At 68.7% G+C, this 15,480-nt stretch carries 14 protein-coding genes and 2 pseudogenes; 6 read left to right on the forward strand and 10 right to left on the reverse strand.

The genetic code is table 11. From position 1 onward, the window contains the following. Positions 1-53: 53 nt before the first annotated feature. The 5 genes and pseudogenes from ACRWNM_RS09910 to ACRWNM_RS09930 form a co-directional block, all read right to left on the reverse strand. A pseudogene (locus tag ACRWNM_RS09910) lies at positions 54-173 on the reverse strand (hypothetical protein); the annotation flags it as partial. Between the two features lie 187 nt (positions 174-360). Beyond that, entirely contained in the window at positions 361-1,971 is a 1,611-nt protein-coding gene (locus tag ACRWNM_RS09915) for an ABC transporter permease (RefSeq protein ID WP_431965796.1), read from the reverse strand. Then, the gene (locus ACRWNM_RS09920) at positions 1,968-2,885 is read right to left on the reverse strand and encodes an ABC transporter ATP-binding protein (RefSeq protein WP_431965799.1); all 918 of its coding nucleotides are present in this window, start codon (positions 2,883-2,885) and stop codon (positions 1,968-1,970) included. Before ACRWNM_RS09920 ends, ACRWNM_RS09915 begins: the two co-directional genes overlap by 4 nt. A 69-nt stretch (positions 2,886-2,954) precedes the next feature. Then, entirely contained in the window at positions 2,955-4,772 is a 1,818-nt protein-coding gene (locus ACRWNM_RS09925) for a GAF domain-containing protein (RefSeq protein ID WP_431965801.1), read from the reverse strand. Between the two features lie 178 nt (positions 4,773-4,950). Next, entirely contained in the window at positions 4,951-5,856 is a 906-nt protein-coding gene (locus ACRWNM_RS09930) for a universal stress protein (protein WP_431965803.1), read from the reverse strand. Between the two features lie 300 nt (positions 5,857-6,156). Between ACRWNM_RS09930 and ACRWNM_RS09935 the strand changes: the two genes are divergently transcribed. The 3 genes from ACRWNM_RS09935 (at position 6,157) to ACRWNM_RS09945 (ending at position 8,707) form a co-directional block, all read left to right on the forward strand. Further along, positions 6,157-6,600, forward strand: coding sequence for a pyridoxamine 5'-phosphate oxidase family protein (locus ACRWNM_RS09935; protein WP_431966169.1), 444 nt, complete (start codon positions 6,157-6,159; stop codon positions 6,598-6,600). Between the two features lie 12 nt (positions 6,601-6,612). Continuing rightward, positions 6,613-7,533 carry a universal stress protein gene (locus ACRWNM_RS09940; RefSeq protein WP_431965805.1) on the forward strand — a complete coding sequence of 307 codons (921 nt, stop codon included), beginning with the start codon at positions 6,613-6,615 and terminating at the stop codon, positions 7,531-7,533. A 295-nt stretch (positions 7,534-7,828) separates the two neighbouring features. Next, entirely contained in the window at positions 7,829-8,707 is an 879-nt protein-coding gene (locus tag ACRWNM_RS09945) for a universal stress protein (protein WP_431965807.1), read from the forward strand. Positions 8,708-8,722: 15 nt separating this feature from the next. Here the strand turns inward: ACRWNM_RS09945 and ACRWNM_RS09950 are convergent, their stop codons facing one another. From ACRWNM_RS09950 to ACRWNM_RS09960, 3 genes are all read right to left on the reverse strand, one after another. Continuing rightward, a complete protein-coding gene (locus ACRWNM_RS09950) occupies positions 8,723-9,622 on the reverse strand; it encodes a universal stress protein (protein WP_431965809.1) in 900 nt (299 codons plus the stop codon). Between the two features lie 266 nt (positions 9,623-9,888). Further along, complete coding sequence (locus tag ACRWNM_RS09955) at positions 9,889-11,112, reverse strand: globin domain-containing protein (protein WP_431965811.1); 1,224 nt, start codon at positions 11,110-11,112, stop codon at positions 9,889-9,891. A gap of 1 nt (position 11,113) precedes the next feature. Continuing rightward, positions 11,114-11,587: an RrF2 family transcriptional regulator gene (locus ACRWNM_RS09960; RefSeq protein ID WP_431965813.1), complete on the reverse strand. Its 474-nt coding sequence runs from the start codon at positions 11,585-11,587 to the stop codon at positions 11,114-11,116. Between the two features lie 131 nt (positions 11,588-11,718). On the opposite strand from ACRWNM_RS09960, the gene ACRWNM_RS09965 reads away from it, so the two are divergent. Next, complete coding sequence (locus ACRWNM_RS09965) at positions 11,719-13,059, forward strand: wax ester/triacylglycerol synthase family O-acyltransferase (protein ID WP_431965815.1); 1,341 nt, start codon at positions 11,719-11,721, stop codon at positions 13,057-13,059. 67 nt (positions 13,060-13,126) lie between these two features. Here ACRWNM_RS09965 and ACRWNM_RS09970 read toward each other — a convergent pair whose 3' ends face one another. Then, positions 13,127-13,417, reverse strand: a complete 291-nt coding sequence (locus ACRWNM_RS09970) for a hypothetical protein (RefSeq protein WP_431965817.1) — start codon at positions 13,415-13,417, stop codon at positions 13,127-13,129. 59 nt (positions 13,418-13,476) lie between these two features. Between ACRWNM_RS09970 and ACRWNM_RS09975 the strand changes: the two are divergent. Together ACRWNM_RS09975 and ACRWNM_RS09980 are read left to right on the forward strand one after the other, a co-directional pair. Beyond that, positions 13,477-13,725 (forward strand): annotated as a pseudogene (locus ACRWNM_RS09975) (hypothetical protein); the annotation flags it as partial. A gap of 172 nt (positions 13,726-13,897) precedes the next feature. Further along, positions 13,898-14,377, forward strand: coding sequence for an N-acetyltransferase family protein (locus ACRWNM_RS09980; protein WP_431965819.1), 480 nt, complete (start codon positions 13,898-13,900; stop codon positions 14,375-14,377). On the opposite strand, the gene ACRWNM_RS09985 is transcribed toward ACRWNM_RS09980, so the two are convergent. Then, positions 14,353-15,402, reverse strand: coding sequence for an Acg family FMN-binding oxidoreductase (locus tag ACRWNM_RS09985; RefSeq protein WP_431965821.1), 1,050 nt, complete (start codon positions 15,400-15,402; stop codon positions 14,353-14,355). The two genes, ACRWNM_RS09980 and ACRWNM_RS09985, sit on opposite strands and share 25 nt — an antisense overlap. Positions 15,403-15,480: the final 78 nt, after the last annotated feature.

The raw sequence follows: 15,480 nt of genomic DNA on the forward strand, positions 1-15,480 counted from the left end.
CAAGAGCCGAAAGCCGCCGACTATCCACCTGCCCCTCGCCCACCTGACCGAACTCACCCGCGGCCGCGCGGTCGTGCGCGAACTGACCGGCCGCATCCAGCAACCACCGCCAGCAGCGAGCCGTCACCGCACCCGAGATCGAGCACACGCCGGGCGCCCGCGACCCGTTCGGCGAGGAACTGCCAAGTGCCACGTCCGAGTCAGCACAGTCCCGCAACCCGAGAAAGACACCTGGCGACACCATGGCGCCCACAATCGGAAATCCTCGAGTCGACAGCCCCACGATCGCCGACCGGGGCACTGAGCACTCCGGTTTCCCGGATCAGCAGTTGTCGTCAACCGGAGACCCCCACGTCGCAGTCAGTATCCGGTGTCGCGGCGGCGGAACCCGGCGAATCCGGCCGCCAGCCCGGCCACCGCTATCGTGGTGACGACGAGTATCGGTGCGGCGGTCACGGTTTCGAGCGGCGTCCTCGGAACGTGTGTGAAGGGTGAGGCATCGTCGAACCAATCGGGCAGGTCGAAGGCAGTCGTGAAGAGGGCGGCCACCGCGCAGTAGGCGAAGACCGACCACGCCAGCGGGACAGCGGCCCTCGGCGTCCAGCCACAGGCGATCGTCGCGATCGCGACGATCGACCAGACCGCAGGTGCGGACGCGAGCGCCGCACCGGTCAATCGAAGCGGCTGGACGGCGTCGGCGATCGACAAGCCGTAGGACAGCCCGGCGCCGAAGCCCCCGCAGAACAGCACGAACACACTGCCGGCCAACGCGACGGTGAGGTGGCTCGCCAGCCAGCGATCTCGGCTCACGGGTGCGGCCAGGATCGGCTCCGCGCGACCCGCGGTCTCCTCCCCACGGGCGCGCAGCACACTGGAGACGCCGTATGCGGCGGTGAGCAGCGCGACGATCGACATGGCGAGTGACAGATACGAATCCACCGCTTGGGCGGCGCCGCCCGGCAGGTAGGCGGCGATCTCAGGGTTGTCGGTGAGAAAGTCCTCGATACTGTCCGCGAACGAACCGTACGCCGCGCCCAATGCGACAACGCCGACCGCCCAACCCGCCAGCGACCCGCGCTGCAGCCGCCACGCCAAGCCCAGCGGCGACCCCAGCGCCCAAGAAGCGGTCGCACGCCCCGTGCCGTAGGGGAGAAGTCCCGCGCCGAAGTCACGCCGGTCGAGCAAGAAGAACGCGACGGCGGTGAGCACGGCGGTCGCGGCAGCGAACAACAGCACCGTCCACCACCGGTCACCCGTGTACGGGTAGCTGCGTTGGCCCCACCCGATGGGTGAGGTCCAGGAGGCGACTCCGTTGCCGACATCTCCGACCGCGCGTGCCACATACGCGGCCGCCAGCGCGAGCCCGACCGCCCCGTACACGGTGCGTGGGTTCTCGAACACCTGCGCGGCGACGGCGGTGACTCCGGCGAAGGTGACCCCGACTCCCGCGGTGACGACACCCAGCAGCAGCGACCCGGCCATCGGAAGCCCGGTACCCACCGCGGCGGCGAAGACCACCAGCACCACGGCGATATCGGCCAGCCCGGCCAGTGCGATCGAGGCGACAGCGGGAGCCCAGCGCCCCACCCGCGCCGAACGAAGCAATTCCGCCCGCCCCGTTTCCTCGTCCGAACGAGTGTGCCGGCCGACCAGGAACATATTCATCAACACGACCACGACCGCCAGGTAAGCGAAGACCTCGAACACGATCTCGCCGCCGATCGTGTTCAGCAGCCGGGTCGGTCCGCCCATGGCGATGGTGGCCGCGCTCGCGCTCATCGTCTCGCGAATCTGCGCCAGCTTCTGGGGCGTGTCATAGAAACGCTGACTGCCGAGGGACTGCAGGGTGATCAGCGCGCCCGCGCCGAGCAGCCAGCACGGCAGCGTGAATCGCTCGCGCAGGAACGCGAATCGCAACAACGTGGCCACGCCGGAGGTGTTCGCCCGCAGCGGCGTCGCGAGGGCGTTCACGGTTCGTCCTTTCCCGTCTGCTCCGGAGTGGCGCCGTAGTGACGCAAGAAAATGTCCTCGACGGTCGGTGGTGCGCTGGTGAGGCTACGCACGCCCAGATCGGCGAGTATGCGCATGGCGGTGTCGAGGTGAGCGGCGTCGACCGCGAACTTGGCGTGTGTGCCGTTGCGGACCAGATCGTGCACACCCGCCGCCGTGTGCAGATCCGTCGGTGGCCGGGCGGTTTCGACGGTGATGGTGGTGCGGGTCAGATGCCGGAGTTCGGCGAGCGTGCCGGATTCCACCGTGCGCCCGAGACGGATGATGCTCACCCGGTCGCACAGTGCCTCCACTTCGGCGAGTATGTGGCTGGACAGCAGCACGGTCCGGCCCTCGTCCTTCGCTTCCGCGATGCAACGCTGGAATTCGGCCTCCTTGAGCGGGTCGAGGCCGACGGTCGGTTCGTCGAGCAGCAGCAGTTCCGCGTCCGAGGCCAGCGCCGCGACGAGCGCGACCTTCTGCCGGTTGCCCTTGGAGTACGCGCGCGCCTTCTGCCGGGGGTCGAGGTCGAACCGGTCCAGCAGTTCGTCGCGACGCCGCCGGTCGATGTCGCCGCGCAAGCGCGCCATCAAGTCGATGACCTCGCCGCCGGTGATCCCGGGCCACAAGGTGACCTCGCCGGGCACATAGGCCAACCGGGCGTGCAGCGCGACCGCGTCGGTCCAGGGGTCTCCACCGAGCAAGCGCACTGTGCCGGAGTCGGCGCGCAGCAGTCCCAGCAGGATCCGGATCGTCGTCGTCTTGCCCGCACCGTTCGGCCCCAGGAATCCGTGAATCTCACCGGTGTGCACGGTCATGTCCAAGCCGTCGAGGGCTTTGGTCGCGCCGAACGATTTCGTCAGGGCCACGATCGAAACAGCAGCGTCCCCGGTCATCGCGGCATCCTTGGGTCGGTGAATCGCGTCTTCGGATCTCTCACAGAGTATCCATCCGAGCGCGTCGGATCACCGATCGGTGGCGTTGTCCGGCGTCGTGGCGTGAGGGATATGGGCGCCACCGGACGACACCGGGGGTAGCGGGACCGACCAGCGAATGACGGTCCCCTCGCTGGGGCCTCGACCGGCGCTGAAAGTTCCACCGGCCTCGTAGGCGCGCGCGGCGATGTTGGCCAGTCCGCTTCGGCGAGGAATGTCTTCCGGCAGGCCGATGCCGTTGTCGGTGATTTCGAGGATGACGTCGTCGCCGATGGTGAGTTTGACCGAGACCGCGCTGGCGTGGGCGTGCCGGACCACGTTGCTGAGTGTCTCTCGAAGCACTGCTTCGACATGGTCGAACATGGTGGAGGTCAGCACCGAGACCGGTCCGGCCAGCCGGATCGAGGTCCGCAGGTCCGTTTCGGCGGTCATCTCGGCCACCACAGCGTGCAAGCGCTTGCGCAGGATCGGTGCTTCGGCGGAGGTACTGGAGTGCAGATCGAAGATCGAGTGGCGGATGTCCTGCACGATGGTCTGCACGTCGTTGATGGTCTCGCTGAGCCGGGACTTGACCTCCGGCGCTCGAGCGCGCTGCGCGGTCCCCTGCAGCGACAGCCCGACCGCGAACAACCGCTGGATGACGTGGTCGTGCAGATCGCGGGCGATGCGGTCGCGTTCCGAGACGACGTCGAGTTCGCGCATCCGGCGCTGGGTGTTCGACAACTGCAACGCCAGCGCCGCTTGGTTGGCGAACCCTGCCATCATCATTTGTCCTGCGGCATCCAGCGCGGGCATCTCGGCCGAGCGCAGGGTGGCCAGCACGCCGATCACCGCCTGCCCCGCCCGCAGCGGCGAGGTCAACACCTGCCCGTACTTCACCGGCGAATCCAGCTCCGGTTCACCGCAGGGTTCGTCGGTGGGAACGTACTGTTCGTCGCGGAACGCCGCGCCGGTGCGCGACCCCCGAACCGGGATCCGCTGTCCGACGATCTGCTGGGCGTCGAGTCCGGACGCCGAGACCACGACCAGTTCGCCGACTTCCTCCGACGGCATGTCGGGATCCTCGGGCAAGGCGAGATAGGCGCAGGCCGCCCCGGTCAAAGTCAACGCGCGGGCGGTGATCAGTTCGAGCGCTTCGTCCGGGTCCCCGCCTGCCAGCACGACAGCGGCGACATCCTGAGTGGCTTCCAGCCATTGCTGGCGGATCCGGGATTCTTCGTAGAGGCGAGCATTGGCGATGGCGATACCGGCGGCCGCGGCCAAGGCCTGCACGACCACTTCGTCGTCTTCGGTGAATTCCTGGCCGCCGGATTTCTCGGTCAAGTACAGATTGCCGAAGATCTCGTTGCGTACCTGGACAGGCACACCGAGGAACGTGCTCATCGGTGGATGATTGGCGGGGAAACCGACCGATGACGGATGTGCGGACATATCTGCCAGCCGGATCGGTTTGGGTTGCTCGAACAGCAGCCCGAGCACACCGTGCCCACGCGGCAGATCACCGATCATCACCCGCGTGCGGTCATCGATACCCTCGTATACGAACTCGGCCAACTGCTTTGAGCTCTTGTCGGTTTCGCGGACACCGAGGGCACCGTAGCGGGCATCGACCAACTCGATCGCGGTGTGAACGATCGTTCGAAGCGTGTTGTCCAGGTCCAGGCCTGCGGTGACAACCAACATCGCCTCGATGAGCCGATCCATCTGGTCGCGCACGCCGACGATCTCCGCGATGCGGTCTTGAACCTCGGCCAGCAGCTCGCGTAAGCGGGACGGGGCCAACGTTCCGATCACCGGGGGCCTGTCGTCTGGGCCGAAGTCGCACGATGGACCATGCATACCCAGCATTCTGGCATCCCCGCCATCGCTCGAGCCGTGCGATACCCACCGTAGAAGATCGCCACCGGTCACACAGAGGCGCGTTCTCGCACATGCGTCGCGGCGGCTGTTCACCCCGGCTCCACGGTGGATGCACACGATGGGCCGCCGCGGTAGCGGCAACAGCGTGGACCGACCGAGCAGCGGCCTATCCAACGGTTGTGGTGCGGTGTCGGCCGAGGTGTTCGCTGCCGGTGGCGGCCCGGCCGCCCTGTGGCACCACCAGCACCGGGCAGTGCGTGTGATGCAGGGCCAGGTGCAGCATCGGATTCAGGTGCGCTCGCCATCGGTGGTGCTCGTCGCGGGCGATCACCAGCAGTTGCGCGGCGGCGCTGAGACGTTCCAGCGCCGTGTGGCGATCACCGGCGACCGTCGCGCACTGTGTTGTCACGGTCGCGAACTGCTCGCGGTAACGGTTGATCAGGGCGTCGAGGTCGTCCGTGGCCACGGCGCGGTGGCGGAGATCGGCGACCAGCAGCGAACTGTGGTGGGTAGCGGCAACGCGAAACGCCGCGGGCAGCGTCTGCTCCGCGGAGACGGTGTCCTCGACCGCGACCAGCACCGGACCGACCGCAGACGCGGCGTTGTGCAAAGGTCGTATCAACGCGACCGGGCACCGCGAAGCGCCGGCGAGTGTGGCCGCTACCGAGCCGTGCAGAATGCCTGCCAACGGTCCTGCCTGGGTGTCGCCGACTACCAGCAGGGCCGCTGTCGCGGACAACTCTTCGAGCCGGACGGCGGGGTCGCCTACCAGCACCTGCGGCTCGATCACCGGCGCCGAACGCTGCGAAGTCCGGCTCCATCTGTCCAGCACGGCCTGGCGAGTGGCCAGCAGCACTTCCATGCCTTCCACGCCGACCTCGTCGCGTGTGGCGATATGCACCAGGTGCACCGGGGCCTGCCGTGCGTCGGCTTCGACGGCGGCCCAGTACGCTGCCCGCACTGCCAATTCCGATCCATCGACCCCGGCGACGACCGGTGACAACGCGACCGGGACGGCGGAGGCGTTCTCGGCGGGTTCAACGCGAATGTCGGATCCCATGACTGCCAGCATGAGTGAATCCTTCGGACGCGGACAGGGCCTCGATGCTCCAACCCGAAGGACCTTCGCCACACACCGAAGCCGGTCCGGGCGTGGGAAGTCGTTGGTCCTTCTTCCCGGCGACTTTCGGCCCTAACAGGCGGATCCGCACAGTTGGTCACATGAAACGGTCACCGCCGAGGTGAGCACATGCGCTGAGGGATAGGGCATCACGTGGAACCTTACGAACCGACCAGCACGGTGGTGGGATTCACCGGCTGCGAACAGCGTTCCCGCCCGGTCGGTCGAAGCGACGTCGGCCGCGGCGCGGCGGTGAGCGGATCCTCCTCCACCGCAAGCCAGTTCGACGGCAACGTCGTCGAACTGGATCGCGAACAGGCCCTGTCGCTGCTCGCGCAAGCCCCCTTCGGGCGAGTCGTGTACACCCGCGACGCGCTACCCGCGATCCGCCCCGTCAACCATCTTTTCGACGACGGCCTTGTCATCGTGCGCACCCGGCTGGCATCACAGTTCTCCACCGCCGTGCAGAGACGAACGGGGGTCGTGGTGGCCTACGAGGCCGACGACATCGACATCGACCGGCGCACCGGGTGGTCGGTGGCGGTGACCGGAATCGCGCGTCCGGTCACCGATCCCGCACGTATCGCCCGCTATCAGCGGCTGCTGCAGCCGTGGATCGGTTCGCCGATGGACGGCGTAGTCGAGATCGAACCCACGATCGTGTCCGGCATCGAACTCGTCGACGAGACCTACTGAAAGGCAGCAGCAATGACCGACCGGCACCGTCGCGACCTCCACAATTCGGCCTCGTCGGCGGTGGTGGTCGGGACCGACGGCTCACCCGCCAGCTCCCACGCGGTAGCGTGGGCCGCCCAGACCGCGGCCGATCGAGGACGGCGCCTGGTCATCACCCACGGCTACGATCTGGCTGCCACCCGCGCGGTGCTGGGTTCCTACGAGGTGCTGGTGCCCTCGGTCGTCGAGACCCTTCGCGACTACGGGCTCCAAGCTTTGGACAGCGCGCAGCGCATCGCGCGCGAGGCTCACCCGGACCTCGAGGTCGCTACCGAATTGTCCGAGCGCAACCCCGCCGAATTGCTCATCGAGTTGTCCCCGGCTGCGCACCTGGTCGTCCTGGGCGCCACCCCCGGAGTGGGGTCCTTCGCCCATCTGGGCTCGACCCTGCTGGCGGTGACCAGCCAGGCCAAGGGGCGCATCGTGGTGGCCCGCCACGACGGCAAGAAACAGCAGGTCCGCCGCAGCGGCCCGGTGGTGGTGGGCGTGGACGGCAGCCCGGTCGGCGAACCCGCGATCGAAGCCGCGTTCAGCGAGTCGTGTGAGCGGGACGCCGAGCTGGTGGTGGTGCACGCGTGGAGCGATCTGTCGGAGGGACGGTTCGCCGGAACCAGTTATCTCGACATCCCGATCGCCGAGCTGGAAACCGGCGAACATGCGCTGCTGGCGGAACGACTGGCAGGCTGGCAGGAGAAGTACCCCACCGTCGCGGTCACCCGCCGGGTCTCTTTGGCCGGGCCCCGTAAGAAGCTCGTCGAGTGGTCCGAGACCGCGCAATTGGTCGTCGTCGGCAGCCGCGGCCGCGGTGGGTTCCGCGGGCTGCTGCTCGGCTCGACCAGCAATCATCTTGTCCAACATGCCCATTGCCCGGTGATGGTCGTGCACCCGGACTGATCGGCCCACGGCGCCGGGCGATCAGCAGACCGACTCGCGCCGGGCGGACGAGCCGGGGACCCTGCCGATGCGGGGCACCCGGCGCGGCTGGGAGCGAAGCCGAGCGAGGGCACGGGCGGTGGAATCCGCAGGGCCGGAATCCCGAGGACGAGGTGGTCGGGGCTCGAGAACTGTCGATACGGTCGTAGGTCCCGGCAGTCGGTGACCAACGGCAGGCGCGAGCAGGAACATGCGCCGCTTAGCTTATGGATAGCTGGTCACGCCCAATCCTCGTGGGACAGAGAGGCACACGCCGATGTCGGCCACCAACCCGCCCGTCGTCGTCGGAGTCGACGGGTCCGAGCAGTCCCTCGCGGCCGTGCGCTGGGCAGCGCAGTACGCCGCCCGCCACCGAGCCCCGTTGCGCCTGATCCACGCCCTGGGTGTGCCGATCGATTTCAGCCCGGGGATGGCAGGCCCGGTCTTCGACCTGGAGTCCTGGCGCCGCGCCGGGCACGACCTGCTCGCCACGGCCCGCGACGCCGCCCGAGCCGCGGCCGCGCCGATCGCGCCGATCGCGCCGATCGAGATCTTCTCGGTCGTCGCCGACAGCGCACCGGTGCCGACGCTGCGCAACCACGCCCAAGACGCGCGCCTGCTCGTCGTCGGCAGTCGCGGCCTCGGCGCGTTCGGCCGGGTCGTGCTCGGGTCGGTGAGCACCGCGCTGGTCCGCCAGGCTCCCTGCCCGGTCGCGGTGATCCCCGAATCGAAATCCCCGGCCTGGCATGGGCCGGTGGTCGTCGGAGTCGACGGCTCGACCTCCAGCGCGCAGGCCATCGCGATGGCATTCGAGGAGGCCTCCGAGCGCGGCGTCGAGGTGATCGCGGTCCACACCTGGTCGGAGTTCTACCGCTACGAATCACGGGCGGAGATGCAGACCGAGGCCGAGGCACTGCTGGCCGAAGGCCTCGCCGGATACGGTGAGAAATATCCCGAGGTGCCGGTGACCCGCATCGTCACCGAAGACCGTCCCGCCCGCAGCCTGCTGCGCGAGGCGGCCACGGCCCAGCTGATCGTGCTCGGCAGCCACGGCCGCGGCGCGTTCCCCGGAATGACCCTCGGCTCGGTCACCCACGCTGTCCTGCACCGCGCCGAATGCCCACTCCTCGTCGTCCGCCCTCGCACCCAGCACTGATCTCGTCGGCGGCGTTCAGCGTTGACGCAGCACCACGATCGGGCATTCGACGACGTGCAGCAGCGCGTTGCTGGTGGATCCGAGCAGCATGCCGGTGAAGCCGCCTCGGCCGTGGCTGCCGACGACCACCAGCTGGGCGTCGGCCGATGCCTCGAGCAGCGCGCGAACCGGCCTGTCCGACACCACGATTCGGCGCACGGTCACATCGGGGTATTCCTCGCCGAAGCCCGCCAGCCGCTCGGCGAGCAGCGCCCGCTCCGACTCCCGGATCGAATCCCAGTCCGTCACAGGCAGATCGACGCTGCTGGTGTCGCGCCACGCGTGCAGCGCCACCAGCTCGACTTTGCGGCGCGCGGCTTGGTCGAACGCGTAACGCACGGCGGGCACACTGTTCTCGCTGCCGTCGACGCCGACGAGGACCGGTTTGGTCAGTGACACCGCGTCGGTCGCGGAGCGATCGTGGACTACCGCCACCGGGCAGTGCGCGTGCCTGGCCACCGCGGTGCTGACCGAGCCGAGCAGGCCACGCTGGAATGCGCCGAGACCGCGGCTGCCGACCGCGAGCGTGCGCAGGGTTGTGGATCGTTCGACGAGGGTGGGAATCGGCAGGTCGAAGGTGACCTCGGTGGTGAGGTCCAGCTCCGCGTCCTGCACCGCTTCTCGTGCGATGCGCGCGGCTTCGGTCACGATCCGTTCGCCGTCGGTGCGCAGCCACGTCATCTCCGCCTCGGGCAGGCTCATCGCCGGTCCGAGGCCACCGATCAACGCTATCGAGGTGAACACATGCAGCCGGGACCCGTGGGTGACCGCGTCCACCGCGGCCCACGCGGCGGCCTGGTACGAGCTCGCCGAGCCGTCGACCGCGACGAGAACCGGTCGGTCGGCGGTATCGGCGCGGAGATTTCCCTCGGTCATCTCGAATCCTTTCCCGGGCGGCGAAACTTCCACGGCCTCGCTGTCATCTCCCACAGCTTTGCTGCGCAGAGCATCGACCGCCAGTGACGAATGTCCGCGATCGCCGGGACCACTGTCACCAGCCCGCGCCCGGCGGCTTCCCGACGATCCGGCCGCGCTTCGTGGCGGCCGGAGGGGCGAATTCGGCCCGGCGCCAACGGCGCTCGCCGGATTTCGAACGCGCGACCGCGAGTTGCCGCTGCCGAATTCGCCCCGAAGATCGCCGCTTATGCCGGGGCGGCCGCCCAGCTGTCCGGCCCGAAGACCTCGTAGTGGATGTTCTGCGCCGCCACGCCCTTCTCCAGCAACGCCTCGCGCATGCCGAGCATGAACGGCAGTGGACCGCACAGGTAGGCGCGAGTGTCGGCGGCGATGGTGATCTCGCCCAGGTCGGCGCGGCCTTCCCGCAGCCGGTCTTCGGGGCTGCGGGCGCCGAGGTTCTCGTACCAGCGATGCATGATCGCGAACGGCAGGCGGTCGACGAGTTCGGCCAGTTCGGCCCGGTGGGCGTGGCTGCTGTGCGAGCGGTCGGCGTGCAGCACCGAGATCGGGCGGGGGTCGGCGGTGTCGGCGAGGTGGCTGAGCATTCCCATCATCGGCGTGCATCCGATGCCCGCGGAGACCAGCAGCAGCGGCGCGTCGTCGTCCTGGAGCACCAGGTCGCCGAACGGGGTGGTCACGTCGAGCACATCGCCTTCGAAGACGTTGTGGTACAGGAAATTCGACACTTCACCGGCCGGTGCGTGCGAGCCGTCGGGCAGGATCTTGGCGTCGACGCGTTTGACGGTGATGCGCCAGTCGGCGTTCGACGGCGCCGAGGACAGGCTGTACTGGCGGATCTGGCGGGCGCCGTCTTCGAGGTGCACGCCCACCGACAGATACTGTCCCGGCGAGAAGGACGGCAGGGGTGCGGCGTCGACCGAGGTGAGCACGAAGGAGACCGTGTCGGCGGATTCGTGGCGCCGCTCGCGCACGCGCACCTTCCGCCAGACGTCGCCCACCGCGACACCGGCGGATCGGTAGAGGCCTGCCTCCATCGCGATCAGCGTCTCGGCCATCAGCCAGTACACCTCGTCCCATGCCGCGGCGACCTCGGCGGTGACGGCGTAACCGAGGACTTCGACGATGGCTTCGAACAGGTACTTGTGCACGATCTGGTACTGGGCGGGCTCGATGCCCAGCGAGGCGTGCTTGTTCGCGATCCGCGACAGGATGAGGTCGACGCGCGCCTGATCGGGTTCGAGTTGCAGTGCCGCGAAGGCGGCGATGGCGCCGGCGAGCGCTTTCTGCTGACCGCCCTGCTGCTGGTTGCCGCGATTGAACAGGTCCCGTTCGAGTTCGGGGTGGGCGGCGAACATCTTGCGGTAGAACAGCGTCGTGATGTCGTCGATGGCCGCACCTACCGCAGGTAGGGTGGCGCGGATCGTCTCCTTCGCGGTGGCCGAGAGCATGTCATTCTCCGTTCGTTGCTGAAATCTGTGGGTCGGCGCCGCCGAATCGGGGCAGGGCGAGCAGGACGGCGCCGGTGGGACTTCGGGTGAGGTCTTCGATGGTGAGGGTGTCCAGGGATTCGAAGAACGCTTGCTGGGCGCGGCGCAGCGCCGAGCGCAGCCTGCACCCGGAGCGCAGCGGGCACGGGGTGGCTCCATCGCATTCGACGACTTCGGCGTCACCCTCGAGGCGGCGTGCCAGCCATCCGACGGTGGCGGTGCGGCCGAGTTCGGTGATCGCCAGGCCGCCGCTGCGTCCGCGGCGCGCGTCCACGACGCCGAGCTCACCGAGGCGGGTGATCACTTTCGCGGCGTGCGCGTAGGACACCGACAGTTCCTCGGCGATCTCGCGGCTTCCCGGGCGAACACCCTCCCCCGCCACCGCCAAGCGCATGACGACTCGAAGTCCGAGGTCGGTGAAGCGGGTCAGCTGCATGCCCCGACGCTACGATAATTCGCATACGAGATACCAATTATGTGAGCGGGATAACCGGGGCGGTAAACCGCGGCGACCGGGTATGCCAGAGGTAGCCAACCAAGGAGTCAGCGACCGAGAGGGATGATCGGATGAGTGAGCTCGGTCCGTTGGATTCGGGATTCATGGAACTCGAAGACAGCGATCAGCACGTCAACGCCGGTATCGGCGCGGTGGCGATCCTCGACGGAAACCCCGGCACGCGTGCGGAATTCACCAGCCGCATGGCCGAGCGGATCGGGGTGGACCCGCGCCTGCACCAGAAACTGCGGCGCGCACGCTGGGATCTGAGCGCCCCGCAGTGGGTCGAGGACCCGCACTTCGATATCGGGCATCATCTGCGCTGGGTGGCCCTGCCGCAACCGTGCGACGAACGAGCGCTGTGGGAGATGGTGGCCACCGTGATGGAGCAACGCCTCGACCGCGACCACCCGCTGTGGCGCTGCACCGTGGTCGAGCACCTCGACGGTGAGCGATGGGCGCTGATCGTCACCGCCCACCACAGCATGCTCGACGGCGTCTCCGGCATCTCGCTGTTCCAACGCTTCTGCGACCCGACCTCCGACACTCCGATCCCGAACCGCCACGAGCCGGACAGCGACCGTGACGACGGCTGGAATTGGCGAACGATGCTCGCGGACGGACTGCGACTGCCGGTTCAGGCACCCGCCGCGCTGCTGCGCACCGTGCGCGCGGCGGCGCCGCTGGCGTGGAACGCGATCGTGCCCGAGGGCGAATCCTCGCTGACCGGGTCGATCGGACGCCAACGCCGCTACGCCGTCGCCCGCGTGTCGCTGGCGCAGGTCAAACAGATCGGCGCTGCCTTCGAGGTGACGGTCAACGACGTCGCCCTCGCCGCGGTGACCGCCGCGTTCCGCGCGATGCTGCTCGCCCGCGACGAGCAACCCGACACCGAGACGGTGCGGATCCTGGCGCCCGTGTCGGTGCGCACCGCCGATGCCGACGGGACGCTCGACAACCGGGTCTCGGCGATGCTGCCGCGGCTGCCGATCGAACTCGACGACCCGGTCGACCAACTGCGCAGCGTGCACGCAAGCCTGAGCAAACACAAGGCCAGCGGCGAAGCCGGCGCGGCGAATTCGATTCTGTCACTGGCCCGCTGGGTGCCCTTCGCGCCCCTGGCGTGGGCGGTGCGCACCGCGTTGCGTTTCCCCCAGCACAGCATCGCCGGACTGGCCACCAACGTCCCCGGCCCCACCCGCACCCTGCGAATGCACGACCGCGAAGTCCTCGAAATCCTGCCCTTCGCGCCCATCGCGATGCGGCTGCGCACCGCCATCGCCATCCTCAGCTACCGCGACCACCTCGGCTTCGGCATCACCGGCGACTACGACACCACCCCCGACCTCGACCTGCTCGCCGACACCATCACCACCACCGTCGACCGGCTCCTCGACCACTGCCCCCGATAGGCGAGGGCCCCCGCAGGCTGCACGTCAGGCCGTTTACGCTGCCACCTGCCACCGGAATGGCAACTCGTCAGCCCAGCGGCACGACGTCGAGGGCGCCGCGAACGGCGGCGAGCGCCGCGACGAGACCGGGCGGGCTCGCCATGTGCACCCGCAGCGTATGTTTCATCGTGACCTGCCCCGACGGCGGGGTGACGAGCAGCCCGAAGCGTAATCCGGCTGCCACGCTCTTGGACAGGCTCGACAGCCAGAACGTGCGTTCCGGCGCCCGCGAAACCAAAGGCGCGGGAGCGGGTTCGGCGAGAAACGCGTACGCCGCGTCCTCGATGACGATCAGGTCGTTGGCGCGCGCGATGCGCACTCAGTGAGGCTCACTGCCGGACGGTAGCAAGGCAAACGGTTAGCGGACAAGGGAAATAGATGGCCGAGGCCGCCGAGGGTAAGAAACGTATCGCCAGCCACAAACGACTCGGGTGGAAGTCAGGTTCGTGGTGTGGGGCCGCTGATGATGTCGGTGGATGGTGCAGCGGCGGCAACAGTCCGGTTTCGGAGCCGTTGGATTCGTCCCTCGTGCAGCCCGGCGAGTCGTTCACCACCATCGAACTGCGCACGGTGTTCCTGCGCCCGGTCTGGCGCGACACCCTGTGCTCCACCGCTCGCGCCGTCCACACCGCCCGCACCCTCACCCACTACACCTGCGAGGTCACCCGCGCGGACGGCAAACCCGTCGCTACCGCCTCCAGTATCGTCACCACCCTGCGACGGCGACCGATCCCTCGGACGTTGACCGAACCGCGAGCCGGTGGTGGCAGGAACCCGGCGGCTGGCACAATCACCGTCCGTGCAGGGCCCAGTTCGGTTGCGACCGGCCACATCCGGAGATTACGAGGCGGTCGTCGGCGTCGTCGACGCGTGGTGGGGGCGCCCGGTGGCCGCGGCGCTGCCCAGATTGTTCTTCGATCATTTCGCCGCCACCAGCCTCGTCGCCGAATGCGACAGCGAGCCGGTCGGGTTCCTCGTCGGCTTCTTCTCACCCGATCACTCGGACGAGGCATACATCCATTTCGTCGGTGTCCACCCCGGCCGACGCGGCAGCGGCTTGGCGCGACGGCTGTATCAGCGGTTCATCGATGCCGCCCGGCGGGACGGGCGCACGGTGATCCGAGCGATCACCTCGCCCCGCAACACGAACTCCATCGCCTTCCACGAAGCGATGGGATTCGAGGTCCACGACACGGTGCGCGACTACAACGGCCCGGGACGCGACATGGTGACGTTCGTCCTGTCGCTGTCCGATCAACGGGTCGCAGAGCCGAGGTGAGATTCGCTCGGAGGATGCTCCTCGTGGTCGCGAAGGGTGAGGATCTCGCTGACGGGGCGTCGCGGCGTCGGTGATGGCGCTGTGGTGTCGACGGACGCGGCGCCGACGCGGAGGACGACCTGCGGTATGCCCGCACCGGTCAGCACCCCGTGGATCGACTCACGGGCGGCGGGCAGCTCGGTGATATGGGTCAGCGCGCAGGTCGCCAATCCCATCGAGGTGCATTCGAGCAGCACCGCGGAAAGGGCTTCGCCGACGTGGAGCCAGTCGGAGACGGTGTGGCCGGGCGAGCTGAGCACCAGTAAGGCGGCTTGGTCGTCGAGGTCGCCGCGGCGTTCGGAATGCGCTGCCGAAGGGAACTTGCGGGCGATCGGCACGTGGGCGGCCTCGGCGTCGGAGGCCAGGGCCGTGCCGGGCACCCCTTCCTTGACATCGGAATGTCCTGCCCACCAGTGCAATTCGGTCTGGTAGTCCATGTCGTAGCGGCGGTTGGCGTCGGCGTGCTCGGAGGCTGCCGCCAGCAAGGGACGCGCGCTGTCGTCGAGGACGTCGAGCTCGACGTCGTGCGGGCTGGCCAGCATCCGCGCGGTGTGCACCAGCTCGCCCAACCCCGGCGGCGGAGTCAGCGGCAGCCGATCGGTGCGACGGTGCTCGATCGCCTGCGCGCGAGTCAGGACCCCCGCGGGCGGGTCGGGCCATGCGCGGAAGGTGATGGCGGCCAGCAGGTCCGGCCGGGTCGGCACGGGCACGCGCTGGGTGTCGGTGTGCCAGCCGCGGGCGGCAAGGGCGGTGCGCAGATGGTGCAGCATCGCGCCGCAGCTGATCACCAGCTGGCGTCCGTCAGGGTCGGCGGAGGTCAGCAGCCGGTCGTCGTCGCGGAACAGGTCGAGCCGGGTGCCGTCGAACTCCCAGCGCCACGGCTGGGTGTTGTGCACCGAGGGGGCGCGGGCGGCGAGCTGCAGCGCCGCCAGCAGGGTGGGCGTATCCGGCACGGAGGATGCGGGAAGTACGGTGCTGTCGGTCATGATTCCAGTGTCGGCGCGGCGCGGGCGCATCGAGACGGCCATAGTGCCGCTCCTCCGGGGCCGATCGTCACATTCCCA

Origin of the sequence: Nocardia sp. bgisy134 (assembly GCF_965341865.1) — a bacterium.
In the GTDB taxonomy this organism is placed as follows: domain Bacteria; phylum Actinomycetota; class Actinomycetes; order Mycobacteriales; family Mycobacteriaceae; genus Nocardia.

Coding starts and splice junctions, on each gene's coding strand:
- ACRWNM_RS09920 (WP_431965799.1), bottom strand. CDS start 2,885: ATGACCGGGGACGCTGCTGTTTCGATCGTGGCCCTGACGAAATCGTTC.
- ACRWNM_RS09925 (WP_431965801.1), bottom strand. CDS start 4,772: ATGCTGGGTATGCATGGTCCATCGTGCGACTTCGGCCCAGACGACAGG.
- ACRWNM_RS09930 (WP_431965803.1), bottom strand. CDS start 5,856: ATGCTGGCAGTCATGGGATCCGACATTCGCGTTGAACCCGCCGAGAAC.
- ACRWNM_RS09940 (WP_431965805.1), top strand. CDS start 6,613: ATGACCGACCGGCACCGTCGCGACCTCCACAATTCGGCCTCGTCGGCG.
- ACRWNM_RS09945 (WP_431965807.1), top strand. CDS start 7,829: ATGTCGGCCACCAACCCGCCCGTCGTCGTCGGAGTCGACGGGTCCGAG.
- ACRWNM_RS09950 (WP_431965809.1), bottom strand. CDS start 9,622: ATGACCGAGGGAAATCTCCGCGCCGATACCGCCGACCGACCGGTTCTC.
- ACRWNM_RS09955 (WP_431965811.1), bottom strand. CDS start 11,112: ATGCTCTCGGCCACCGCGAAGGAGACGATCCGCGCCACCCTACCTGCG.
- ACRWNM_RS09960 (WP_431965813.1), bottom strand. CDS start 11,587: ATGCAGCTGACCCGCTTCACCGACCTCGGACTTCGAGTCGTCATGCGC.
- ACRWNM_RS09965 (WP_431965815.1), top strand. CDS start 11,719: ATGAGTGAGCTCGGTCCGTTGGATTCGGGATTCATGGAACTCGAAGAC.
- ACRWNM_RS09985 (WP_431965821.1), bottom strand. CDS start 15,402: ATGACCGACAGCACCGTACTTCCCGCATCCTCCGTGCCGGATACGCCC.